This window comes from Pyxidicoccus sp. MSG2, assembly GCF_026626705.1.
Lineage (GTDB): Bacteria > Myxococcota > Myxococcia > Myxococcales > Myxococcaceae > Myxococcus.
The window spans coordinates 12003640-12026080 of the sequence record NZ_JAPNKC010000001.1 but is presented as its reverse complement, the minus strand read 5'-3'; the positions used below and the strand labels follow the sequence as shown (position 1 = coordinate 12026080).

Genomic DNA, 22441 nt, shown 5'->3' with positions numbered 1-22441 from the left:
TCGGCGTCAGCTTGGAGCGCTGACGCCGCACCGTCTCTTTCAGCGCTTCGGCGCCAGCTTCGCGCGCAGGCGCCGTACTGCCTCGTCCAGCACCGCGTCCGTCTTGCAGAAGGCGAAGCGCGCCATGCCCTGGCCCAGGTGGCGGTGCTCGGGGCTGTAGAAGACGCTCGGCGGAATGCCGGCCACGCCGACCTCGGACACGAGGTGGCGGCAGAAGGCGATGTCATCCGCGAAGCCGTACTTCGCGATGTCCGCGAGGATGAAGTAGCTGCCCTGCGGCGCGAAGGCCGTCAGCCCCGCCTCGCGCAGGCCGCCGAGCAGCCGCTCCCGCTTCGCCGCGTACGTCGCCGCCAGCTCCGCGTAGTACGCGTCCGGCAGCCGCAGCGCCGCCGCCATGGCCGCCTGCAGCGGCGATGCCGTGGCGAACGTCACGAACTGGTGTGCCCGCTGCACGGCATCCCGCAGCGGCGGCGGCGCGATGACCCAGCCCACCTTCCACCCGGTGAGGCTGAACGTCTTGCCTCCGCTGCTTACCGTGACGGTGCGCTCAGCGAGCCCCGGTAGCGTGGCCGGGCGCAGGTGCTTCGCCGGCGCGAAGACGATGTGCTCGTACACCTCGTCCGAGAGGATCTTCGTGTCGTGCTCGGCGCACAGCCCGCCGAGGAACTCGAACTCCTCGCGGGTGAACACCTTCCCGGTGGGGTTGTGCGGCGAGTTGAGGATGAGCAGCCGCGTGCGCGGGCTGAAGGCGGCGCGCACCTCGTCCCGGTCGAACCACCACTCCGCGTGGGACGCGTCCGGCGGGCGCAGCGGCACGTAGCGCGCGGTGGCACCCACGAAGGTGATGTTGGCGTCGTACGAGTCGTAGAACGGCTCGAAGGCCACCACCTCGTCGCCCGGGTCCACCAGGCCCAGCATCACGTCGAGGATGGCCTCGGTGGCGCCGCTCGTCACCGTCACCATGGTGTCCGGGTCCACCTGCTGGCCGTAGAAGCGCGCGGCGTGCTCGGCGATGGCGACGCGGAGGTCCTTCGCGCCCATGCCCATGGCGTACTGATTCACGCCGTCGCGGATGGCCTTCTGCGCGGCCTCCTTGACGGCGTCCGGCCCGTCGAAGTCCGGAAACCCCTGCCCCAGGTTGACGGCGCCGTGCTTCGCGGCCAGCGCACTGAACTCGGAGAAGACGGTGGTGCCGAAGCGGGTGACTCGCTGCGCGAACGCGGGCCGGGACATGGAAGGAGGCTCCTCATGGCCGGGCCCTGATGGGGGTTTGGGTGCGACGCGGGGGCCGGCCGGCTCTCAGGGCCGTACGATAGCGTCCACGGGGACGGAACGCGCGGCCCTCTCGCCTTCACGCTGGCGGGCGGCGCGGCAAAGGCCCAGGGCCAGCCCCGCCACCACCATCACCAGGGGGACCGCGCACACCAGGTCCGTGGCGTAGTGGAAGCGCCCGGCCAGGGTGGCGATGACGAGGCCGATGCCCGGCCCCAGCATGATCCAGAACAGCGGCCGGTGGAACCGCCACGCGTAGAAGAGCACCAGCAGCGTGGTGCCGGTGTGGCCCGAGGGGAAGCAGTCCCGGGCGTACCTCGGCGCGCGCATCAGCGAGTCCAGCACCGGCGTCAGCATCGCGCCCTGCAGCGGCCCGTCGAACGAGCCGATGAGGAAGTAGCGCGGCCCCACCGCGGGCACCAGCGCGTACGCCGCGTAGTTGAACAGGAACAACATCCCCAGCCCGGTGAGGTACTCGCTGAAGTCCGAGGAGACGCCGCGCGCCCGCCGGTACAGCGCCACGCCCAGCACCAGCGGCCAGACGAAGTGGCCGTAGTAGCAGATGAGGAGGATGTCGTTGAGCCACGGCGGGACGCGGTGCGCCAGCTCCACCGCCGCCTGGAAGCCGAACAGTTTCTGGTCGGCGGCGACCAGCTGCGCGTCCTTCAGGATGGGGTTGAGCGTGTCCACCACCGGCGACAGCCAGCCGTGCGTCAGCACCGCCACCGGCAACAGCCACCAGTCCGCCGCCGTGGTGAGCCACCGCTGCTTCGGAAAGGAGGCCTCCAGCGTGCGGAGCACCAGCGGGCCGGCGGCCATGAGGGCGAACAGACCGGCGTTTCGCAGCGCGCCCGGCGCCCAGCGCCCCGGGCCCATGAGCACCAGCGCGCCCAGTGAGCAGGCGACCAGGACGACGAGGTCGACCGAGGTGAGGTGCACCTGCACCTCGCGGTCGTGATTCCGCGCGAGCAGGCCGCGACGATGATGGGAGGTTCCGGAGCTCACGCCGACTTCCGCTCCCCCGGCGACTCATTGCCGACGCCAGGCATCCCGAGCTCGAGGCTCCGCACGAGGGCACCCTCCCCCACCGCGGCGGTCTTCCGCGCCTTCCACCGCTCCAGCAAGGCGAGCATCGCGGGGAAGAAGACCGTGGTCCCCAGGAAGGTGCACACGACCCCGAGCAGCGCAATCTGTCCGATGCTGCGCAGCCCCTGGTGGTTGGCGATGAGCAGCGCTCCGTAGCCCGCCGCGTTCGACAGCGTGGCCACCACGGCCGCCAGCCCCGTGTGCCGCACCACCTTGCCGAGCGAGCCGGGCCCCTCTTCCTCGTACCGGTGGAACAGGTGCACCGAGTTGTCCACGGCGATGGCAAGCAGGTTCGGCAGCACCACCGCGTTGATGAAGTTGAGCTGCACGTCGAAGAGGTACATGCCGCCCGCCAGGCACGTCATGCCCAGGAACAGCGGCCCGGTGACGAGCAGCGCGCGCTTGAAGCTGCGAAGGCTGAGCAGGATGACGAAGAACACCACGCCGGCCGCGGACCAGAGGATGAGCGGACCGTCCCCGCGAACCAGCGCGAAGATGCGCGCGGCGATGCGGTTGCTGTCCAGCACCGCCATGTCGATGCCGCGCGCCTTCGTGCCCTCCACCACCTGGTCGATCTGCGCCGCCCAGCGCTTCAGGTCGTCCGTGTCGTAGTTGGACACCGAGGGGAACAGCAGCAGGAACGTGCCCTTGCCGTCCGTGGCCTCGAAGCGGCGGCGGACCTCCACCGGCAGCGAGTCCAGCCCGTACGGCTTCGACTCCAGCATCTGCGTGAAGTCCTTCAGCCGCACATCCTCGCGCGCCGACTCGGGAAGCCCGTGGAGCAGCGTGCGGATGCCGGCGATCTCCGCCTCGCGGCGCTGCAGGTCATGCGGCACCAGGTCGTTGAGGGACGTGGTGCGCAGGAACACGGAGTCCGCGCCATTCTTGCGCTTCACCTCCGCGATGATGGCCTCCACCTGCGCGGCCTGCTTCACGTCGTCCACCAGGAAGATGGCCGGGTTGAGCGGCTGGCCGAGCTGCTCGGTGACGTGGTCGTCCAGACGCGAGGCCGGCGAGTCACCCTTCAGCTTGCGCATGTCCGTCTCGAAGCCCAGCTTCGGAGCAATGGCCACGGAGAAGCCCGCGAAGGCCACCACCGCCAGGGCGATGCCCGCGATGACCGACGTGGGCCAGCGCTTCCACTCGCGCTCCGGCTTCGCCGCCATCGGAGCCACCGCCGAGGCGGCCGCGGCAGGCGCATCCGTCGACGCCACGGCCACCGGCGCGTCCTTGCGCGCGGGGCGCAGCCGCTCCGCGATGGCCAGCAGCGAGGGGCCCATGGCGTACGCCGCCAGCACCGCCAGCAGCACGCCCATGCCGGCCAGCAGGCCGAACTGGTTGAAGGCGTGGAACTGCGCCAGCAGCAGCACGAAGAACGCCGCCGCGTTGGTCAGCGCCGAGGTGACGGCCCCGCTGAAGGTGCCGCCCACCGCCGCCGTCAGCGCCTCACGCGCGGAGAGGTGCTCGCGCTCCTCCCAGTACCGCATGCACAGGTGCACGCCGTACTCGATGCCCAGGCCGATGAGGATGGCGACGAGGAAGCCCGTCACCACATTGAGGTGGCCGATGAAGACCTGCGCGAAGCCGAACGTGAGCAGGATGCCCACCACCACGGGAAGGCCCACCACGGCCAGCGCGGCGATGCGCCGGGTAGCCAGCAGGATGAGGCCCACGGCAATCAGGGCGGAGAGGATGCCGGCGCGCGACAAGTCACTGCGCATCACCGCGTCCTCTTCGATGCGGTTCTGGAAGTTGCCCGTCGCCTCCAGCTTCACCGCGGGGTAGCGCTCCGCCGCGAGCGTGCGGCCAGTGCCCATGGCCAGCTCCACGAAGCGCCGCGCGAAGTCCAGGTCCCCCGCCGTCCCCGACGGCTTGAGCATCAGGTAGACCTCGGTGCCGTCCGCGTTCGCCAGGTACTCCTTCATGGGCGCGTTGGGCGTGTACTTCTTGGAGATCTCCTCGAAGTCCGCGGGCGGAGGCGTGGCTCCCAGGTCGATGTAGAAGGGGTTGGCCTGCTGGCGCTCGTAGCGCACCCGGGCCTCGAGGTCCTTGCGCAGCTCCGCCAGTTTCTCGGCCGGAAGCAGCAGCAGACCGTGTCGGCGGAAGAAGTCCACGTCATAGCTGTGCTCGACGTAGCGGACCTCCGGGAGCGCCTCCAAACGGCCCTTCAGCTCCGCCGCGTAGGCCCTCAGCCGCTCGGGGGTGTCCCCCTTCGCCAGGACCACGAGGTACCCGTCCCCGCCCGCCTTCTGTGACACGCGTGTCAGGTCTTGGACTTCGCGGGCGCCCTGGGGGAGCAGCTCCACGAACGACCCCCGGAACTCCAACCGCGACGCCAGCGCCATACCGCCGACGGCCAGGAGCGCGAAGACGAGCAGCACCTGCCACGGACGGGACACGGCCGCCTGGATGAATCCCTCGAACCACCGCTGTCGCAGCGACCTGGCCACCGTCACTCCTCGATGAAGGCCGGGGAAAGCAAATTCCCAGCCAGTCAATAGCCCCCGCAAACAACAGGCCTGGACGAAGTCTTCCAGGCCTCCGGAGGCCCTCCGGCGGGCGTGCAGCCATCTTCACACGGTGGTTTCCAGTATCCACTGGACAACGCTCGTGTCGCGGCGGCGTGCCATCAAAGTCACGGTGCTGTCAAGCCATGGGTCCGGTAAGGAGCCCTTGCACGAGACCCGAGCAACAGTCCGCGCCTTGACACTGCCGCTAACCCTCTTTATTCACGGCCCCGCGTCCCCCGTGGGAGGTCGCTGGACGCAGATTTCCGATGTCGGAACGAGCCCTGCATGGGCTGGCGGCCGGAGATCCGCAGTCCCCCCAAGAGGATCCACCCTCCCGACGCAGCTTCAAGAAAGACCACCCATGAGCGACGTCTTCGACAAGTGCAGTAACTGGAAGGACTACCGCATCGCGAAGGCCACGGGCCTCTACCCGTACTTCCGAGCCATCGAAGCGTCGCACGGCGCCACCGAGGTCGAGATCGAGGGACGGCGGGTCGTCATGGTGGGGTCCAACAACTACCTGGGCCTCTCCGCGGATCCGCGCGTGAAGGAAGCCGCCATCAAGGCGGTGGAGAAGTTTGGCACCACGTGCTCCGGCTCGCGCCTGCTCAACGGCACGCTGGCGCTGCACGAGGAGCTGGAGGCGAAGCTGGCGAAGTTCCTCAACCGCGAGGCCGCCATCGTCATCTCCACCGGCTTCCAGACGAACCTGGCGCTGGCGTCCATCCTCGGCCGGCACGACATCGTCTTCAGCGACCGGCAGAACCACGCGTCGCTGGTGGACGGCATCCGCCTGTCCTTCGCCACCGAGCGCAAGTTCCGCCACAACGACATGGACCACCTGGAGCAGCTGCTGGCCCAGGCGGAGCCCAACGCGGGCAAGATCATCGTCACCGACGGCGTCTTCTCCATGGAGGGCGACATCTGCAACCTGCCCCGCATCGTGGAGCTGGCGAAGCACTACAACGCCCGCGTGATGACGGATGACGCCCACTCCATGGGCGTGCTGGGCGACAAGGGCCGCGGCACCTCCGAGTACTTCGGCCTGGAGAAGGAGACGGACCTCGTGATGGGGACGTTCTCCAAGAGCTTCGCGTCGCTGGGCGGCGTGCTCGCGGGCCCCTTCGAGGTCATCAACTACATCCGCCACAAGGCGCGCTCGGTCATCTTCTCCGCGTCCATGACGCCGGCCTCCATCGCCGCGGCGCTCAAGGCGCTGGAGATCATCGAGGCCGAGCCGCAGCGCCGCGAGCGGCTGCTGGACATCGCGGAGAAGATGCACAACGGCTTCCGCGCCATGGGCTTCGACACGGGCGTGTCGGTGACGCCGGTGGTGCCGGTGCACATCGGCGACCAGGTGAAGTGCTTCCGCTTCTGGCGCGCGCTGCACGAGGCGGGCGTCTTCGCCAACCCGGTGATTCCGCCGGCGGTGGAGGCGGGCCACGCGCTCATCCGCACCTCGTACATGGCCACGCACACGGACGCGCAGCTGGACCGCGTGCTGGACACCTTCGAGACCATCGGCCGCAAGCTGAACGTGATTCCGGAGACGCGCCCCACGGTGTACGAGCCGGTGAAGATCGCCCGGCCGGGCACCCGCGTGCTGCACAACAAGGCCAGCGAGACGTGGGCGGCCGGCTCCGCGGGCCTGCTCGCGGACAAGGGCGGCCTCACGCTGGAGCAGCTGTCGCGCATGTCCTCGCGCGAGGTGGCCGGCAAGCTCTTCGACGCGGTGGAGCAGCTCACCTGGCGCGCCGCCAACCTGCAGCCGGATGACCTGCGCAAGCTGGGCAACGCCCCCATGAAGCTGTGGGAGAAGCGGGGCGAGCTGCCGGGCCTCCTGCTGGAGAAGGGCGCTCACTTCTTCATGCGCAACGGCACCAACGGCACGCAGTCCGAAGACAGGAACTAGAGCACCCATGGCCCTCCCCGCCGAGCCTTCTTCGCCCGCGACTCCTTCGCTCCCGCCCCTGCCCTCGGACGTGCAGGTGACTCCCGTGCGTGGCTCGGCGGAGAAGATGCAGTTCATCCGCTTCCCCTACGGCATCTACAAGAGCGACCCGAACTGGGTGATGCCGCTGGAGATGGAGCGCAAGGACTTCCTGGACCCGAAGAAGAACCCCTTCTTCCAGTACGGCGAGGTGGAGCTGTTCCTCGCGCGGCGCGGCAGCGAGTTGGTGGGCCGCATCGCCGCCATCCGCAACCCGCGCCACATGGAGGTCCACGGCACGAAGGAGGGCTTCTTCGGCCTCTTCGAGTGTGTGAATGACGCGGGCATCACCCGGGCGCTGCTGGACGCGGCGGCGGCGTGGCTGCGCGAGCGGGGCATGAACGCCATGCTCGGGCCGGCCAACGTCTCGTCCAACCAGGACTGGGGCCTGCTGATTGAAGGCTTCGACACGCCCCCGGCCATCATGATGCCGCACAACCCGCCCTACTACGCGGCGCTGCTGGAGGCGTGCGGCCTCACCAAGGCGAAGGACCTGTACGCCTTCGAGCTGTCCTCCTCCGCGCAGCCTCCGGAGAAGGTGGTGCGCATCGCCGAGAAGCTCCGCGTGCGCGAGGGCGTCACCGTGCGCCCGGTGAACATGAAGGACATGGACGCGGAGGTGAAGCGCATCCGCGACATCTACAACTCCGCCTGGGAGAAGAACTGGGGCTTCGTCCCCTTCACCGACGCCGAGTTCGACCACCTGGCCAAGGACCTGAAGGCCATCGTCCGGCCGGAGCTGGCGCTGATGGCCGAGGTGAAGGGCGAGCCGGTGGCCTTCGCGCTCACCGTCCCCGACGCGAACCAGGCCATCAAGGCGGCCGGCGGGCGGCTCACGCACTTCGGCCTGCCCATCGGCCTGGCGAAGCTGCTGCTGGCCTCGCGGCGCATCAACCGGCTGCGCCTCATCATCCTCGGCATCAAGGAGGGCTACCGGCGCCGCGGCCTGGACGCCATCCTGTACCTGGACACGCTGCGCACGGCGAAGCAGCTGGGCTACGTGGGTGGGGAGATCTCCTGGACTCTGGAGGACAACCACCTCGTCAACCGCGCCATCGAGTCCATGGGCGCCCAGCGCTCGAAGACGTATCGCGTCTATCAGCGCGCGCTGTAATCCCTCACGGAGTCCCGCCTTGCACTTCCTGCTCACCGGTGGCACCGGCTTCATCGGCCAGCGGCTCGCGCGCCGCATCATCGAGCGGGGGGACACCCTCACCGCGCTGGTGCGGCCCAGCTCGAAGCGAGGCCCCCTGGAGGCCATGGGCGCCCGCTTCGCCATGGGCGACCTGACCACGGGCGAGGGCCTCGTGGAGGCGGTGCGCGACGTCGACTGCGTGCTGCACCTCGCGGGCGTCACCAAGGCCCGTGCGCCCGCCAGCTACTTCGAGGGCAACGCCAACGGCACCCGCCGCGTGGTGGAGGCCATGGCCGCCCTGCCCCGCCCTCCCCGGCTCGTCTACTGCTCGTCCCTGGCCGCCGCCGGCCCGTCCACCCCGGACCGCCCGCGGCGCGAGGAGGACGCTCCGGCGCCCGTCTCCATCTACGGCCGCAGCAAGCTGGGCGGCGAGGAGGCGGTACGCGAGTACGTGGACCGCGTGCCCTGTGTCATCGTCCGGCCGCCGATTGTCTACGGGCCGGGCGACACCGAGTTCATCCCCTCCATGTTGCCCATGGCGCGCAAGGGCCTGGCCATCAAGAGCGGCTTCGGGCCCAAGCGCTACTCGCTCATCCACGTGGATGACCTGTGCACCGCGCTGCTGGCGGCCGCCGAGCGTGGCCCCACGATGGCCAGGGACGACCTGGCGCGTGGTGTCTACACCGTGTCCGACGGCCGCGAGTACACGTGGGAGGACGTCTGCGGGGCGCTGGCCGGGGCCCTGGGGCGTGGCCGGCCCACGGTGGTGCCGGTGCCGGACGTCATCGGCTACCTGATTGGCCTGGGCTCGGAGCTCATGGCCCGGCTGAAGGGCACCGTGCCCATCCTCAACCGGGACAAGGTCCGGGAGATGACGTGCCCCGCGTGGACGTGCACCACCGAGCGCGCGCGCAGCGAGCTGGGCTTCGCGCCCAGCATCCCCCTGGCACAGGGCATGGCGGGCACCCTGGCCACGTACCAGCTGGCCAGCGGGCTCTAAAAGCCCCACCGCTGAACGAACGAAGGCCGGGGCCCCTCCTGGGAGGGACACCCGGCCTCGGCTTGCTTCCCCTTCGACTCGCGGGCTAGTTCGCGCCGCCCTTGGCGGACTTGCCGGCGTTCTCCTTCTCCAACTGCGCCCGCTTGCTCTTCAGGGTGGTGAGCAGGCCGTCGAAGCCCTTGTCGGTGAGCAGCTTGCGGAACTGGCCCTTGTACGTGTCCACGAGCGACACCTCGTCGGTGATGACGTCGTAGATGCGCCACTCCTTCTTCGCGTCGGGGCGGTAGAGCCGGTACTCGATGGGGATGTTGTCCTTCTTCAGCGTGAGGATGGTGTGGACCGTCCCCTCGTTGCCCTGGACATCCTCCTTCACGTACTTCACCTCCGCCTTGGCCTGGCCAATGGCCTTCTGGGCGTAGGAGGCGCGCAGGAGGCCCGTCATCGTCTCGGTGAACTCCTTGCGCTGCGGGGGCGTGAGCGACGTCCACGTCTTGTCGCCCAGCGCACGCTTCGCCAGCTCCTCGAAGTCGACGAACTTCTCGACGACGGTGGCGAGCGAGTCGACGGTGGCGCCAGGCGCGTTGGCGGCCTTCTGCACGTCTGCATTCCCGGATTTGACGACCGAGAGCGGGCCGGCAGGCGCGGCGGCAAGCAGGGTGGCGGCGAGCAGGGATGCAATCATGTGTTTTTCGGCTCCGTGGTGGAGGACGCTAGAAAGGACAGCTGCACGGGCCGGGTTATTCACCCGGTGCGGGCGGTGTCCCGGTGACGCGGTTCAGGGCGGCCATGCCGAGCCGGACGTCATGCCAGCTCTTCGACTTGTCGCCGGAGGCCTGGGCGTAGGCGGTGAATGCATCCACCAGGTCCCGCGTCTCACCCGTGCCCAGGTCGAACGCGGCGAAGGCGGCCGTCACCCAGCGGCGGGCGCTCTTCTCCGCATCGCCGAAGGCCTTCGCGCGGGCCCAGGCGGCCACCAACTCGCCGTGCACCTTCGTCACCTCGAGGCGGATGCCGGCGTGGATCTGCTTCTCCTGGGCGCGCAGCTTGTCCAGCTCCGCTTTCGCCTGCTCGAGCTGCGCGTCCTTGATGGGGATGTCGAAGGTGCCGCGCATCACCAGGCCCAGTCCCACGGTGCGCTCGTTGTACGCGTCATACGCGAAGGGGTTGCGCTGGCGCGTGGCGCTGGTGGTGAAGCGGACGTCGTAGAAGCCCGCGAGCCCCAGGTCCGGGAAGTAGCTGCGCTCGCGGATGAAGACCTCCGACTCGCGCGCGATGATGCCCGCGGCGATGGCGGTGATTTCCGGACGGTACTGCTCGGCGAGCTGGAGCGCGCGCTCCAGCGAGGGCGGCTCCACTGCCTCGTCGAGCGCGAGGTCCTCTTCCACCACCGCCACCGGCGCGCCTTCGGGCGCATTGGCCAGCAGGCGGATGGCGGCCAGCGCGAGCTCGCGGCCCTGCCGCGCCTCCGCCTTGCGCGCCTCCACGAGCTGCCGGAAGAAGCGGACCTTGTACGTGTCCACCTGGGACACCTGCGACGACTCCTCCTTCAGCAGCGCGTCGATGCGCTCGGCGGCGTCCTCCAGCCGCTTCGACACGTCATCAATCTGCTGCAGGCCGGAGCGCGCGAGCTGGTAGCCGAAGTACGCCTGCGCGGCCTGGAAGCCCGCCTCGTCGCGGGCGCGCTCGCGCAGCGCCTCGCCCACCACGGGCCCCTGGGAGCCCGCCTTCTGCAGCGCGCCCAGCTTGCCGAAGGTGAAGATCGGCAGCACCGCGTTGCCCGTGGAGAAGGCCGTCAAGCCCACGCGACCGAAGTTGAGGTCGCCTTCGAAGGATGCCTCGGTGGTGGGCGGTCCGCCCAGGCCATCATTGCGGGCCTCGGGCACGGGGCCACCCACGCCCAGGGTGATCTCGAACTTGGGGAACCAGGCCCACTTCGCCTGCTGGTAGAGCGCCTGGAACTTGCGCAGCTCCGCGGTGGCCTCCTCCACCCGCGAGTCCGTGGCCCGCGCCTTCTCCACCAACTGCGCCAGCGTCAGCGGCGCCCGACCGGCGGCGGCCCCTTGCGAGTCGGGAGCCTCGCTCACGGCCTCGGTGGCCTGCTGCGCCTCCTGCCCGGGCTCACGCACCGGCGCGGGTGACACGGTCTTCGTGCCCGAAGGGATGGCCGTCGGAGAGTCCACCGTGTTCGGGGCAATCGTGGGAGGTCCGGGTGGCAGGTTGGGAGTCCCGGTGCTCGTCCTGGGCGAGGGAATGTTGCCGCCCGTGGTCTCCGAGCCCGGCGAGGGCGTGGCGGAGGTACCCGTTCCAGGAGTCGTCCCGGGAGTCGTCGTCCCAGAGGTGCCCGTCCCGGAGGTCCCCGTCCCGGAGGTGCCAGGAGTCGAGGTCGTGCCCGTGCCGGGGGTGGAAGACGGACTGCCTCCCGGTCCCGTCTGCCCGGGGGTGAGCTGTGCCGCCGAGAGTCCGGCCGCCAGCACCAGCGCCACTGTCACGCCTCGATCCAGGTGTCTGCGCATTGCTCCCGCCTCGTGCGGGCCCCATATCCGAGTTACCCGCGACGGCGCAGCATCTTCGTTCCACGAGGCGCCGTCACCGACCATGTTCGTCCCATTTCCACCGTCCGGCGCCCCTCGGAAGCCCTGCCCTGGCGGCGCGGTGGCCGTCCTGCCGGGGGGCGAATCCGCGGGCTCGCGTAGCGCCGCTGACACTCGGGCGAGAAAATGAGTTGGTTGGACGTGACGTATGCAGCAGATTGCGACCGTTCCCGAGTCGGGCCGAAGGGCCCGCATACCGAGGACCCCCACACATGGCCTATACCGATCGCGTCAAGCAGATCCTGTCCTGGTACACGTCCGACAGCCCCGGCACGTTGACCAACCTGGCCCGCCTCATGAACACCGGCACGCTCGCCGGGACGGGCAAGTTCGTCATCCTCCCGGTGGATCAGGGCTTCGAGCACGGTCCCGCGCGCTCGTTCGGTCCGAACCCCGCCGGCTATGACCCCGAGTACCACGCGCAGCTCGCCATCGACTCGGGCTGCAACGCGTACGCGGCGCCGCTGGGCTTCCTGGAGGCCATCGCCGGCAAGTTCGCGGGCGAGATTCCCCTCCTCCTCAAGCTCAACAACTCCGACTCGCTGGCCAAGGTCCCCAACCCGATGTCCGCGGTGACGGCCTCGGTGAAGGACGCCGTCCGTCTGGGCTGCGTCGCGGTGGGCTACACGATCTATCCGGGCTCCGGCGCACGCAACGAGCAGTACGAGGCGCTCCGCGAGATCATCGCCGAGGGCAAGTCCTACGGCCTGCCCACCGTCGTCTGGGCCTACCCCCGCGGCAACATGTCCAAGGAGGGTGAGACGGGCATCGACGTGATTGCATACGCGGCGCAGATCAGCGCCCAGCTCGGCGCGCACATCATCAAGGTGAAGCCGCCGCAGGACCACCTCGAGCAGCCCGAGGCGAAGAAGGCCTTCGAGAAGGCCGGCATCTCCACCAAGACGATGGCCGACCGCGTGCGCGAGGTGGTGCGCTCCGCGTTCAACGGCAAGCGCATCGTCATCTTCTCGGGCGGCGAGGCCAAGGACACCCCGGCCCTGCTGGAGGAGATCAAGCAGATCAACGCGGGCGGCGGCTTCGGCTCCATCATGGGCCGCAACGCCTTCCAGCGTCCGCACGGCGAGTCCGTGAAGCTGCTCAAGGACGTGATGAACATCTTCGCCGGCAAGGCGTAGGCCTCACGCGGGCTCACCGCGCTGGAGGTCCGAAGGCCCGTCAGGTCTCCCCTGGCGGGCCTTTCTCATTCGGCCCCAGCCGGGGTGCCACGACGCGCACGAGCCCGATAGCGAGCCACGGTGTTGCGCCGGAAAACAAAAAGGCCCGCCTGGTTTCCCGGGCGGGCCTTTTCATTTCAGAGTGGAGCTAATCGGGATCGAACCGATGACCTCTTGAATGCCATTCAAGCGCTCTCCCAGCTGAGCTATAGCCCCGTCTTTTGCTGCTGGGCCGCTGTGGGAAGCGGCCCGACGTCGAAAGTGGGTGCCTTCTACCGCTTCTTCCCGCCGTTGGCCACAATTGTTTGTGGCTTCGTGGCGTTTTTTCCACCCTTCAACCGCTCAGCGACTTCATCTCCTTCCCGGAGGATGTCGGTCAACTCGCGGGTGTGGGCCTCGGCCGCCTGCTCGGCGGCTTCCACGGCCTTGAGGACGGACGCGAAGCCGGCGGGCAGCTCCAGCCTGCCCTTCTGCACCTGGCGCCAGACGACCTCGCCCAGCTCCTTCAGCGCGCGCTCCTTCTGATCCTTCAGCACGGTGGTCTTCGCGTTGGCGCGAGCCAGGTCCGTGTTGCGCTCCACCGCTTCGCGAAGCTGGGCCAGCCGGGCCTGGGCCGCCTGGAACGCCTCGTTGATCTGCTTCACCACCTCGGACTGCTTCGGGTCGGCCGCCACGTGGTCACCCCTTGAGAATTCCAACAGTTGCGTAGCGTGTGGGCTCGCGGGCTGTCAACTGCGCGCCGCCTTGCGAAGGCGCGCCGCGAAGAAGCCGCCTCCGGGCACGCGCGGGGGCAGCGCCTTGAGGTACGGCCCCTGGGCCGCCAGCGCCGCCCGTTCCGCTCCCAGCACGTCTCCCACCGGCTCCAGCGTGAAGTCCGGGTGCTTCGCCAGGAAGGCCTCCACCACCGACTCGTCCTCCTCCGGCATCACCGAGCAGGTGGCGTAGACGATGAGCGCCCCGGGCTTCGCCTGCGCGGCGATTTCATCCAGGAGGCCGGACTGGGTGGTCTGGTACTTGGAGATCTCCGCCGCGGTGAGCTTCCACTTCTGGTCCGGCTCGCGCGCCAGCGAGCCCGTGCCGCTGCACGGCGCGTCGATGAGCAACACGTCCGCGTCCGACAGCGGCAGGGGGTGCGGGAAGGCGACCTGGCGCAGCGAGAGTCGGCTCACCCGCTCGCGCGCCTCGGCCAGCCGGCGCCGCGAGCGGTCTCCCGCCAGCACGCGGCCAGAAGGGCCCACGAAGTCCGCCAGCGCCAGCGTCTTACCGCCCGCCCCCGCGCACACGTCCGCGACGGTGAGTCCCGCCAGCGAGCCGCCCACGGGCCGGCACAGTTCGGAGATGAGCTGGCTGCCCACGTCCTGGACCTGGAGCTTCCCGGTCTTCATCACCTTCGTCTCGAAGATGCGGTGGCTGGCGTCCACCACGCGCACCGCGTCCGGGGCCGCCGCCACGGGCTCCGCGACGACGCCCTCCTCCGCCAGCGCCGCCAGCACCGCGTCGCGCGTGCCGGGAGGCCGCACGCGGAAGTGCAGCGCGGGCTCCTCGTCCAGCGAGGACAGCAGCCCCTCCAGCACGTCCGCCGGGTACACCTCCGCCAGTCGCACCACGAACCAGGTGGGGAACGAGTAACGCACCGCCAGCCACTCCGCCGATGAGTCCGGCAGCGGAGCTTCCGGCAGCGGGGACTCGACCACTTCCTGGAGCAGGTCGTCCTTGATGGTGCGGGGGCGCACGGGGCCGGGCAGCCGCACCTCGGGGCCGATGCGCTTCCAGCCCTCGCCGCAGAAGATGCGCCGCCAGAGGGCGTAGCGCACCACCGCCTGGTCCTCCGTCAGCCCCACCTTGCCCATGCTGTGGCCGAGCAGGCGCGCCGCCAGGTCCAAGAGCCGCTGGTGCCGGGACAACTCGCGCACGGCGAAGGCCGTGAAGCGCCGCTCCTGCCCACCGAGGCCATCCGCTTCGCGCAGGGCCTCCGCGAGCGCGGCCTTCAGCGGCTCGCCCCGGAGCACCTTGATGTGCGCCTGGATGGCCGCGGTGGCGGCGCTGCGCGACGGACGCCCGAGGCGGGCCGCGTCCAGCGGTGTCGAAGGCCACACGGAATCCACGAAGGAGCGCCTCTAACCTTTCAGCGCCAGGGTGATGGCGAGGCACCCCTCGCGGGAGTGGACCTCGGGCGCCTGACTGGCCCCCACGAAGAAGTACCGGGGCGCGGTGTGCCGCTCGCCAGCCACCTCCAGGTCCCCCTCCACGAGCAGCACGCCCTCGCTGCCCTTCGCGCCCGGTCGCCAGGTGAAGGCGCCGCCGGCCGCCACGCGCATCCAGGCCGCGTCCGCCTCCGGGCCCGTCGCCGCCGTGCGGACCCCGGGCCCGGCTTCCGTCCAGGCGCCTTCCGAAGCAGGAGCCCCGGCGGTGGCCACCTGCTCCGCCTGGCGCCGCAGGGCGAGGAAGCGCTCCACCAGGGTGACGATGTCGTCCAGTTGGAAGGGCTTCACCAGCACCGCGTCCGGCTGGTGGGGACGCAGCGTCCGGGAGACCTCGTCGGGAGCGGCGGCGCTGACGATGGCCACCGCCTGCTGACCGCGCCGGGCGGCCTCCAGCACCGTCCGCCCGCCCTGCTCGTGGCCGGCGATGCGCAGGTCGGTGATGACCAGGTCGAACCGCTCCGCGCGCAGCGCCTCCAGCGCCTCGGTCTCGGTCCCGACCTCACGCACCTCGGCCAGCTCGGCGATGATCTCGCCCATGCCTTCCCGGAGGCTCGCGTCGTCCTCGACCAGCAGCACCTTCATTGCGGGGAGCCTCCGCCAGGCCTGACAGCTGCCGGTCCTACTCGGACCCGGGCCGGGCCGGCATGGTCACCCCCGCCGGTCCGCCCTTTCGGATTATGGCCCTCCCCGGACTCGAACCGGGACGCGGGGTCAGCCGCAGCGGATTTTGAGTCCGCCTCGTCTACCAATTTCGACAGAGGGCCGCTTGTTGCAGGAACGACCAGACGTATACCGCGACCCGCGTCCTTGTGCATCCGAAGATTGCGGTGCCGCACGCACATCGCTAAGAGGGGCCCCGCATGTACAACCTTCTCATTTCCCTCGCCGTGGGGATTGTCGTCGCGCTCCTGGTGAAGCTCGCGGGCTTCTCCCTCTGGGCCGGCCTCGTTCCCGGGATCATCGCCCTCATCGGCACCTTCGTCCTGCTCGCCCGCCGGGTGGCCGGCCGAATCCAGGCCCTGATGACGGTGGTCCAACAGGACCTCCAGTCGCAGCCCACCAGCCAGAAGGATGCACAGGGGCGGGTGGACCGGGCGGTGAAGACGCTCGAGCAGGGGCTCGTCTACGACAAGTGGCAGTTCCTCGTCGGCCCGGAGATCCACGCCCAGATCGGCATGCTGAAGTACATGGTGAAGGACCTGGACGGGGCCAAGGCGCACTTCGACAAGGCCAGCGCGCGCAACTACATGGCCAAGGCCATGCAGGGCGCCCTGTACTACCAGCGCAAGGACTTCCCGGCGATGAAGGCCTCCTTCGAGGCCGCCGTGAAGAGCGGCAAGAAGGAGTCCATCGTCTGGGCCGTGTACGCCTGGTGCCTCCTGCAGAACAAGGAGAAGGACGACGCGCTCCGCGTGCTCGCGCGCGGCGTGGAGGAGAACCCCAAGGACGAGAAGCTCAAGGGGAGCCTCGCGCAGCTGCAGAACGACAAGCGCCTGAAGATGAAGCCCTATGAGCCCATGTGGTGGCAGTTCGGGCTCGAGGCCCCTCCGATGATGCCCCCCATGGGTGGCGGCCGTCGGATGCAGTTCAATACGCGACGCTGATCGCCCTGCGCGGGGCGGGCGACCGTCCGCCCGCGTACGGCAATTCCTACCGGGCCCTTCAAGACGATGCTGGAACGTCTTCCGACCCGTTAAAACGGGGCGACGGAGAGGGCACGCAACCACCTGAAATCACTGTGACGAGCCTGTAATGGCGCGGGGCATGCTGCTTGCTCCAGGGCCGTGCGCGCGCTGGCGGGAAGTGGGCCCGCGGCGCGGCGGCATACGGGCTTGGCAGCCGGAGGTCTCGGGTGAAGGTTGCGGGAGTCGGCGGGTGCTTGCAGGACCGGGTGGCGGCGGATGCGCGTGGGGCGCTGGGGCGTTGGGAGCACTCGGACGGGCGTGGCACCCGAGACTTTCGGCCTGCCATTTCGCAGCAGGCGAGCGAAGCGGAGTGGTGCATGGAACGGCGTGGCCGTACCTCGGGGCGCTCTCTCCTCCTCATCATCGAGGACGACGCGGGAGTTCGTGAAAGCCTCATGGACCTGCTCGCCGCCCGCTTCGACGTGCTCGCGGCGCAGGATGCGGACGCGGGCCTGGAGCTGGCGCGTGAGCACCGACCGGACCTCGTCCTCCTGGACCGCTTCCTTCCCAGCGGCGACGGGCTGATGGTGTTGGAGGCACTCCAGCGCGACGCGCGCACGGAGGCCGTGCCGGTCATCTTCCTCACCGGCGACGCGGACGAGGCGACGCTGGAGCGGTGTCTGGAAATGGGCGCGGTGGACTTCATCCACAAGCCGGCGAGCGCGCGTGAGTTGCTGGCGCGCATCGACCGGGCGCTGCGCCAGAGCGAACAGCAGCGGCGGCTTCAAATCCTCGCGCAGACGGACGCGCTCACCGGGCTGGCCAACTTCCGCGCGCTGACGGTGCGGCTGGAGGAGGAGTTCCGCCGGGCGCACCGCTACCAGTATTCGCTGAGCGTGGTGGTCATCGACCTGGACCACCTGAAGGCCATCAACGACGGCATGGGGCACGACGTGGGCAACCGCGCCATCTTCGCGCTGGCGTCGCAGCTCAAGGGCAACCTGCGCGAGTCCGACTTCGCGGCCCGCTTCGGCGGCGACGAGTTCGTGGCGCTGCTGCCGCACCAGACGGCGCTGGAGGCGGCCGTGTTCGCCGAGCGCATCCGCGCCGGGCTGCGCACCGTGGGCGTGCAGAAGAGCGACGGCCGCCCTGCCCCCTTCGGGCTGAGCGTGAGCGTGGGCATCGCCGACCATACGTTGGAAGGGCCGAAGGAGGATCCGGACGCGCTGATGAAGGCGGCGGACGCGGCCCTCTACGAGGCGAAGCGTGAGGGGCGGGATCGGGTGGTGGTGTTCGGCCGGCCGGTGATCTCCCCGCCGGTGCAGCGGCACTGAAAGAGCAGCTCGGGCGAGGCAGGCAACGGCGGGGCAGCGAGGGGCGAGGCTATGCAGGGCAACAGGCTGGCGAGCGGTTCGAGGGTGGCAATCGTCGGAGGCGGCATCGCCGGCGCGGGGCTGGCGGCCTCGCTCCTCTTCAACGGGCGGGCGCGCGGGCTGACGCTGGACGTGCGGGTGTACGCAGGCGGGACGGCGGAGCGCACGGCGCCCCCGGCGGTGCTCACTCCGGAGTGCCGCTCACGCCTGGCGGCCCTGGGCTGCCGCATCCCCACCGAGTGGCGCGCGCACGAACTGCGCGGCGTGGAAATCATCGCCGAGGGCCGCCGTGAGCTGCTCCCCGCGGCCTCGGGTGGGCTGTGGGTGGTGGACGGCTGGCCACAGGGACAGGGCGGGCTGGAGCAGGTGCGGGACGTGATGGCCACGGCGGCGAGCGCCCAGGGCGCGCGCTTCGTCTCGCGCCACGTGGAGAAGGTGGAGCGGCAGGCTCCGGCGCCGGACGCGCCCGCGTCGGTGCGGGGCGCGGGGCCGCTGGTGGTGCGCGCGCAGGGCAGCGGAGACCGCTTCCACGCGGTGGCGCTGGCCACGGGCGCGGGGCCGCTGATGGGGGACGCGTTCTTCAAGGGCTTCCGCCCGGCGCCCACGGTGGCGGCGGTGCAGGCGCGGCTGCGGCACGCGTCGCCCCGCCTGGAGCTGGCGCCGCTGGCACGGCTGTGGATTGCGCCGCTGCCCACGGTGGACGCGCTGTTCCTGCTGCCCGGGGCGAGCTCGGTGTACGCGCTGGCCTTCGGCCCCGCGGTGACGCCAGCGGACCTGTGCCAGGTGCTGATGATGGCGGCGCGGGACGGGCTGGTGGAGGAAGGCTTCGAGCTGGCGGCGCTGGAGACGACGCGGCTGCCCTACGGGCCGGGCCGGACGCTGGTGGCGCCGGGCCAGGTGGTGGTGGGCCCCGCGGCCTTCGGCCACCCGCTGCAGGTGGGCCTGTCGGAGACGCTGGCCTCGTGCAGCCGCGCGGCGGTGGCGCTGCTGGACGGCGGGCTGGACGCGTCCGCGCTGGAGCGCCGGTACGTGCGCGAGGGACTGGGCGAGCTGATGGAGGACGCGGCGGCGGGCGCGCGCTCCATCACCTGGCTGCGCCGCGCGGGACGGCGGGCGCCGGCGGCCTTCATCGCGGCGAAGGGCCGGCGCGGCATGGGCGGGGTGTACGGCGGCGGAGTGCTGGGGATGAGCGCGCCCACGCCCACGGCCCTGCTGGGCGCGGCGCGCTGGGCGGGCCTGCGCGAGGTGGTGGGCTCGTGGATGCGCACGACGATGGAGCCGGTGCCCACCGTGGTGCCCGAGCTGGAGCCCGACCTCTACTACGTGGTGGACGACGACCCGGACGCGCGCGAGGCGCTGACCGCGCTCCTGGAGAGCACCGGCGCGAAGGTGGTGTCGTTCGCGGATGAACTGGCGCTGTTCTGCGCGGTGGCGCGGCGGCCGCCCACGGCGATTCTGCTGGATGTGGTGCTGCACTGGGTGGACGGCCTGCGGCTCGCGGAGGGGCTGAAGCAGCACCCGCTCACGCGCAACACGCGGGTGGTGGTGATGAGCGGGCTCAACCGGCCGCACGTGCGCCAGCGGGCACTGGACGCGGGGGCCGAGGCCTTCCTGCCCAAGCCCGTGGACCCCGAGCGGCTGCTGCGCCTGCTCACCGGCCACGTGCCGATGGAGCCGGATGCCCGGCCCACGGTGAGCGAGGAGGCCCTGGGCTCGGACCGCTACGCGTCCTGACTACGCCGTGACTTCGCGCAGTGAGCGGCGAAGGTTCAGCGAGCCGGCCATGAGGGCGACGCCCCGGACGAGGATGCCGATGCCCACCATGGTGCCCACCAGCCACACGGCGGAGATGGGCCACTGGGACATGACCACGACGCCGAGGAAGACGGAGACGGCGCCGTAGAAGAAGTCCCAGCCCCACCGGGGGTAGCGGTCCACGACAGAGGTGATGGCGTGGAAGAGGCCGCTGGCGAAGAAGTAGCCGGCGAGCAGGAGCGTCAGCGCGGCCAGCCCCGCGCCGGGGTACACGAGGACGAACAGTCCCACCACGATGGAGAGGACGCCGCCCAGCAGGTAGAGCACGAACGGCCCACCGGACTTGCGGACGCGGAATGCGGAGACGATCTCCGCGACGCCCTCGATGGCCAGCATCGCCCCGAAGAAGATGGCGGTGACCAGACTGGTGAGGAAGGCGGTACCCAGAGCGACGATGCCGAGGGCCGTCAGTAGGAGGCCGAGGATGAAGGGGCCACCCCAGATGGACGAGGTGACCTTCGGCCTGTCGGTTGGGGCCGACTCCTGATTGCGCTCGATGGTGATAGCCATGACGTCCGCTCCCGCGTTGTGAGCACCCTGGCGGCCAGGAGGCCGGGAGGCCGTCCAGTGGCGGCACGTCGGCGCCCGGGGGCCGGGGCTCGTCCAACCGCGAACATGGGAGCGCGGGACGGTGGGGACAATGCGCGCCCTTCCCGCTCCGTTGCTCCCCTGCCCTACCCCGGAAGGCCTCGGTTCTCGCGAGAGCGTTCGAGCAGGGACTCGTATGGCGGCTGCACGAACACCGCTCCGGGCTCCTTGCGGAACCACGTGAGCTGGCGCTTGGCGTAGCGGCGCGTCTCCTGCGCCGTGTCGTGGATGGCCTCCGCCACGGTCATCCGCCCTTCCACCACCGCACGCGCCTGCACGTAGCCCACGCTGCGCATGGGGGCCGCGTCGGCGTAGCCCCGCGCCATCAGCTCGCGCGTCTCCTCCACGAGCCCTCCGGAGAACATCGCCTCCGTGCGCGCGTTGATGCGCTCGTAGAGCGCCTCTCGCGGCGGGTCCAGCACGTAGAGCCGGAAGGGATACCGGTCCGCGGAGAATGCATGTGCCCTGCGGAACTCCGACGCGGGCACGCCCGTCTGCGCGTGGATCTCCAGCGCGCGGACCACACGGACCAGGTCCTGAGGGGGCAGCTTCGCCGCAGTCTCCGGGTCCACCACCGCCAGTCGGCGATGCACGGCCTCGCGACCCTCGGCGGCGGCCAGTGCTTCCAGCTCCGCTCTCAATTCCGGCAGCGCCCCGGGCGCGTCCACCACGCCGTGCAGCAGCACGCGCAGGTACAGCCCCGTGCCGCCCACGACGAACACGGGCCTTCCCCGCCCGGCAATCTCGGAGATGACCGCATCCGCGCGCCGCTGGTACTCGGCGGCGGAGAAGGACTCCAGCGGATCCACCACGGACAACACGTGGTGCGGCACCGAGGCCAGCTCTTCGGCCGAGGGCTTCGCGGTGCCGATGTCGAAGTGCCGGTACACCTGCTGCGAGTCGGCGCTGACAACCTCTCCGCCCGCCCGGCGTGCCAGCTCGATGGCGAGCGCCGTCTTCCCAGACGCGGTGGGGCCGGCAATCACCGTCAGCAGCGGCCTGCCCTCCACGCCCTCACCCATGACTCGCCGCCTCCAGCGCGCCACGGACCACCGCCGTAGCAGACTCATTCCGCGCGAACACCAGCCGCACCGGGGCCACTTCCGACAGCAGTCTTCCCGCCGAGGCCAACAGTCCGCCCCGCCCGGCCGCGGTGGCCTCGGGCAACAGCGCATTGAGCAGCAACATGCGCCCTACTTCACCCGCCGGCTGCGACTCCCACCGCGAGCCCGTGTCCCAGGCCAGCGTGCCCACCGCCTTCAACATGGCCTCCACTGGGACACCTGTGTTCCAGGGCGTCCCCGCAACCCGCCACGCAGCGCGCCCTGTCCCCAGCTCCGGCCACACGGCCACCAGCTCATCGGAGAGCAATTCCCCACCCGTCTCCGTCCACAGAGCCCCCAGGGTGCTCTTCCCCGCCCCCGAGTGACCCACGAACAACGCGGCCCGCCCCATGTGTGCCACGGCCACGCCATGCACCAGCAGGCCCCCGCGCCGGGCGAGCGCCCCCGCGAGCATCACCTTCAGCACCGTCTCCACGGGAAAGCGTCCCTGCCCCACCACCGTAGCGCGCAGGCCATCCGCTGCGAGCGTCGCGGAGTAGTCCTCGCCCTCCAACTGCAGCGAGCCCTCCGGAGCGCGCTGAACCCGGGGAAGCTCCCGGGTGGCGGGCGCGGGCCTCACCACCTCGGGCGAGATCACCTCCAGCCGGGCCACCGCGCCGCCTTCTTCCACGGAGACGAGGAACCGGGAGAACAGCCGCCGCAGCGAGCCGCGAAGGCCCGCGTCAGCCACCTCCACCGCCACCGTCCACCCAGCGATGCGCAGGTGCACGCCGGTGGACCGTGGAGCGTCGTCAGGACTGCCGGAGCCATCGGGACCGGGCAGGCCGGTTCCCGAGGTACTCAGGGCGTGCACTCCGATTCGCCCGGGATGTTGCACTGGGAGATCTGCGCCAGCGCCACGAAGGGTTGCTCCCAGAGGATTGCGGGCGCCTCGTACTTCGGGCGCGCCTCGGTGGCAGGGGCCTGCGAGGCGTTCATGTCAGGGTTCCGGGCCGTCATGGAGGAAGGCTCTT

Annotated in this window: 19 protein-coding genes and 2 tRNA genes; 7 read left to right on the top strand and 14 right to left on the bottom strand. The window is 70.4% G+C overall.

Annotated elements, in window-relative coordinates; genetic code table 11:
• Positions 1 to 39: 39 nt before the first annotated feature.
• From OV427_RS45960 to OV427_RS45950, 3 genes are all read right to left on the bottom strand, one after another.
• A complete protein-coding gene (locus OV427_RS45960; protein ID WP_267862582.1) occupies positions 40 to 1233 on the bottom strand; it encodes an aminotransferase class I/II-fold pyridoxal phosphate-dependent enzyme in 1194 nt (397 codons plus the stop codon).
• Positions 1234 to 1299: 66 nt separating this feature from the next.
• The gene (locus OV427_RS45955; protein WP_267862581.1) at positions 1300 to 2277 is read right to left on the bottom strand and encodes a phosphatase PAP2 family protein; all 978 of its coding nucleotides are present in this window, start codon (positions 2275 to 2277) and stop codon (positions 1300 to 1302) included.
• Entirely contained in the window at positions 2274 to 4808 is a 2535-nt protein-coding gene (locus OV427_RS45950; RefSeq protein WP_267862580.1) for an efflux RND transporter permease subunit, read from the bottom strand. The genes OV427_RS45955 and OV427_RS45950 overlap by 4 nt, the downstream gene beginning before the upstream one ends.
• Before the next feature lie 421 nt (positions 4809 to 5229).
• On the opposite strand from OV427_RS45950, the gene OV427_RS45945 reads away from it, so the two are divergent.
• From OV427_RS45945 to OV427_RS45935, 3 genes are read left to right on the top strand one after another with little or no spacing between them, the layout of a single operon-like run.
• Entirely contained in the window at positions 5230 to 6780 is a 1551-nt protein-coding gene (locus OV427_RS45945) for an aminotransferase class I/II-fold pyridoxal phosphate-dependent enzyme (protein WP_267862579.1), read from the top strand.
• Between the two features lie 7 nt (positions 6781 to 6787).
• Positions 6788 to 7972: a GNAT family N-acetyltransferase gene (locus tag OV427_RS45940; protein ID WP_267862578.1), complete on the top strand. Its 1185-nt coding sequence runs from the start codon at positions 6788 to 6790 to the stop codon at positions 7970 to 7972.
• A gap of 19 nt (positions 7973 to 7991) precedes the next feature.
• Positions 7992 to 8993: an NAD-dependent epimerase/dehydratase family protein gene (locus OV427_RS45935; RefSeq protein ID WP_267862577.1), complete on the top strand. Its 1002-nt coding sequence runs from the start codon at positions 7992 to 7994 to the stop codon at positions 8991 to 8993.
• A gap of 85 nt (positions 8994 to 9078) precedes the next feature.
• Here the strand turns inward: OV427_RS45935 and OV427_RS45930 are convergent, their stop codons facing one another.
• Together OV427_RS45930 and OV427_RS45925 are read right to left on the bottom strand one after the other, a co-directional pair.
• Positions 9079 to 9675: an MlaC/ttg2D family ABC transporter substrate-binding protein gene (locus OV427_RS45930; protein ID WP_267862576.1), complete on the bottom strand. Its 597-nt coding sequence runs from the start codon at positions 9673 to 9675 to the stop codon at positions 9079 to 9081.
• Between the two features lie 55 nt (positions 9676 to 9730).
• Positions 9731 to 11506, bottom strand: coding sequence for a TolC family protein (locus OV427_RS45925; protein ID WP_267862575.1), 1776 nt, complete (start codon positions 11504 to 11506; stop codon positions 9731 to 9733).
• Between the two features lie 290 nt (positions 11507 to 11796).
• Between OV427_RS45925 and OV427_RS45920 the strand changes: the two genes are divergently transcribed.
• The gene (locus OV427_RS45920) at positions 11797 to 12720 is read left to right on the top strand and encodes a class I fructose-bisphosphate aldolase (RefSeq protein ID WP_267862574.1); all 924 of its coding nucleotides are present in this window, start codon (positions 11797 to 11799) and stop codon (positions 12718 to 12720) included.
• A gap of 182 nt (positions 12721 to 12902) precedes the next feature.
• Here the strand turns inward: OV427_RS45920 and OV427_RS45915 are convergent.
• The 5 genes from OV427_RS45915 to OV427_RS45895 form a co-directional block, all read right to left on the bottom strand.
• Positions 12903 to 12975, bottom strand: a tRNA-Ala gene (locus tag OV427_RS45915).
• Between the two features lie 56 nt (positions 12976 to 13031).
• A complete protein-coding gene (locus OV427_RS45910; RefSeq protein WP_267862573.1) occupies positions 13032 to 13433 on the bottom strand; it encodes a hypothetical protein in 402 nt (133 codons plus the stop codon).
• Positions 13434 to 13487: 54 nt separating this feature from the next.
• Entirely contained in the window at positions 13488 to 14768 is a 1281-nt protein-coding gene (locus tag OV427_RS45905; RefSeq protein ID WP_420718387.1) for an RsmB/NOP family class I SAM-dependent RNA methyltransferase, read from the bottom strand.
• A gap of 108 nt (positions 14769 to 14876) precedes the next feature.
• Positions 14877 to 15545 (bottom strand): response regulator, encoded by a 669-nt coding sequence (locus OV427_RS45900; protein ID WP_267862571.1) that lies wholly within the window; start codon positions 15543 to 15545, stop codon positions 14877 to 14879.
• Positions 15546 to 15641: 96 nt separating this feature from the next.
• Positions 15642 to 15727 (bottom strand) — tRNA-Leu (locus OV427_RS45895).
• A 96-nt stretch (positions 15728 to 15823) separates the two neighbouring features.
• Between OV427_RS45895 and OV427_RS45890 the strand changes: the two genes are divergently transcribed.
• From OV427_RS45890 to OV427_RS45880, 3 genes are all read left to right on the top strand, one after another.
• Positions 15824 to 16567 (top strand): tetratricopeptide repeat protein, encoded by a 744-nt coding sequence (locus OV427_RS45890; protein ID WP_267862570.1) that lies wholly within the window; start codon positions 15824 to 15826, stop codon positions 16565 to 16567.
• Positions 16568 to 16965: 398 nt separating this feature from the next.
• Positions 16966 to 17922 carry a diguanylate cyclase gene (locus OV427_RS45885; protein WP_267862569.1) on the top strand — a complete coding sequence of 319 codons (957 nt, stop codon included), beginning with the start codon at positions 16966 to 16968 and terminating at the stop codon, positions 17920 to 17922.
• A 51-nt stretch (positions 17923 to 17973) separates the two neighbouring features.
• Positions 17974 to 19695, top strand: coding sequence for a response regulator (locus OV427_RS45880; protein ID WP_267862568.1), 1722 nt, complete (start codon positions 17974 to 17976; stop codon positions 19693 to 19695).
• Here the strand turns inward: OV427_RS45880 and OV427_RS45875 are convergent, their stop codons facing one another.
• From OV427_RS45875 to OV427_RS45860, 4 genes are all read right to left on the bottom strand, one after another.
• Entirely contained in the window at positions 19696 to 20286 is a 591-nt protein-coding gene (locus OV427_RS45875) for an HdeD family acid-resistance protein (protein ID WP_267862567.1), read from the bottom strand.
• A gap of 164 nt (positions 20287 to 20450) precedes the next feature.
• Entirely contained in the window at positions 20451 to 21386 is a 936-nt protein-coding gene (miaA, locus tag OV427_RS45870; protein WP_267862566.1) for a tRNA (adenosine(37)-N6)-dimethylallyltransferase MiaA, read from the bottom strand.
• Positions 21379 to 22281: a hypothetical protein gene (locus OV427_RS45865; protein WP_267862565.1), complete on the bottom strand. Its 903-nt coding sequence runs from the start codon at positions 22279 to 22281 to the stop codon at positions 21379 to 21381. Before OV427_RS45865 ends, miaA begins: the two co-directional genes overlap by 8 nt.
• Entirely contained in the window at positions 22269 to 22427 is a 159-nt protein-coding gene (locus tag OV427_RS45860; RefSeq protein WP_163996395.1) for a hypothetical protein, read from the bottom strand. The genes OV427_RS45865 and OV427_RS45860 overlap by 13 nt, the downstream gene beginning before the upstream one ends.
• Positions 22428 to 22441: the final 14 nt, after the last annotated feature.

Excerpts from the sequence above, each read along its gene's own strand:
- OV427_RS45960 (WP_267862582.1), bottom strand. The coding sequence starts at position 1,233 with ATGTCCCGGCCCGCGTTCGCGCAGCGAGTCACCCGCTTCGGCACCACC.
- OV427_RS45945 (WP_267862579.1), top strand. The coding sequence starts at position 5,230 with ATGAGCGACGTCTTCGACAAGTGCAGTAACTGGAAGGACTACCGCATC.
- OV427_RS45940 (WP_267862578.1), top strand. The coding sequence starts at position 6,788 with ATGGCCCTCCCCGCCGAGCCTTCTTCGCCCGCGACTCCTTCGCTCCCG.
- OV427_RS45930 (WP_267862576.1), bottom strand. The coding sequence starts at position 9,675 with ATGATTGCATCCCTGCTCGCCGCCACCCTGCTTGCCGCCGCGCCTGCC.
- OV427_RS45925 (WP_267862575.1), bottom strand. The coding sequence starts at position 11,506 with ATGCGCAGACACCTGGATCGAGGCGTGACAGTGGCGCTGGTGCTGGCG.
- OV427_RS45920 (WP_267862574.1), top strand. The coding sequence starts at position 11,797 with ATGGCCTATACCGATCGCGTCAAGCAGATCCTGTCCTGGTACACGTCC.
- OV427_RS45900 (WP_267862571.1), bottom strand. The coding sequence starts at position 15,545 with ATGAAGGTGCTGCTGGTCGAGGACGACGCGAGCCTCCGGGAAGGCATG.
- OV427_RS45890 (WP_267862570.1), top strand. The coding sequence starts at position 15,824 with ATGTACAACCTTCTCATTTCCCTCGCCGTGGGGATTGTCGTCGCGCTC.
- OV427_RS45885 (WP_267862569.1), top strand. The coding sequence starts at position 16,966 with ATGGAACGGCGTGGCCGTACCTCGGGGCGCTCTCTCCTCCTCATCATC.
- OV427_RS45880 (WP_267862568.1), top strand. The coding sequence starts at position 17,974 with ATGCAGGGCAACAGGCTGGCGAGCGGTTCGAGGGTGGCAATCGTCGGA.
- OV427_RS45875 (WP_267862567.1), bottom strand. The coding sequence starts at position 20,286 with ATGGCTATCACCATCGAGCGCAATCAGGAGTCGGCCCCAACCGACAGG.
- miaA (WP_267862566.1), bottom strand. The coding sequence starts at position 21,386 with ATGGGTGAGGGCGTGGAGGGCAGGCCGCTGCTGACGGTGATTGCCGGC.
- OV427_RS45860 (WP_163996395.1), bottom strand. The coding sequence starts at position 22,427 with ATGACGGCCCGGAACCCTGACATGAACGCCTCGCAGGCCCCTGCCACC.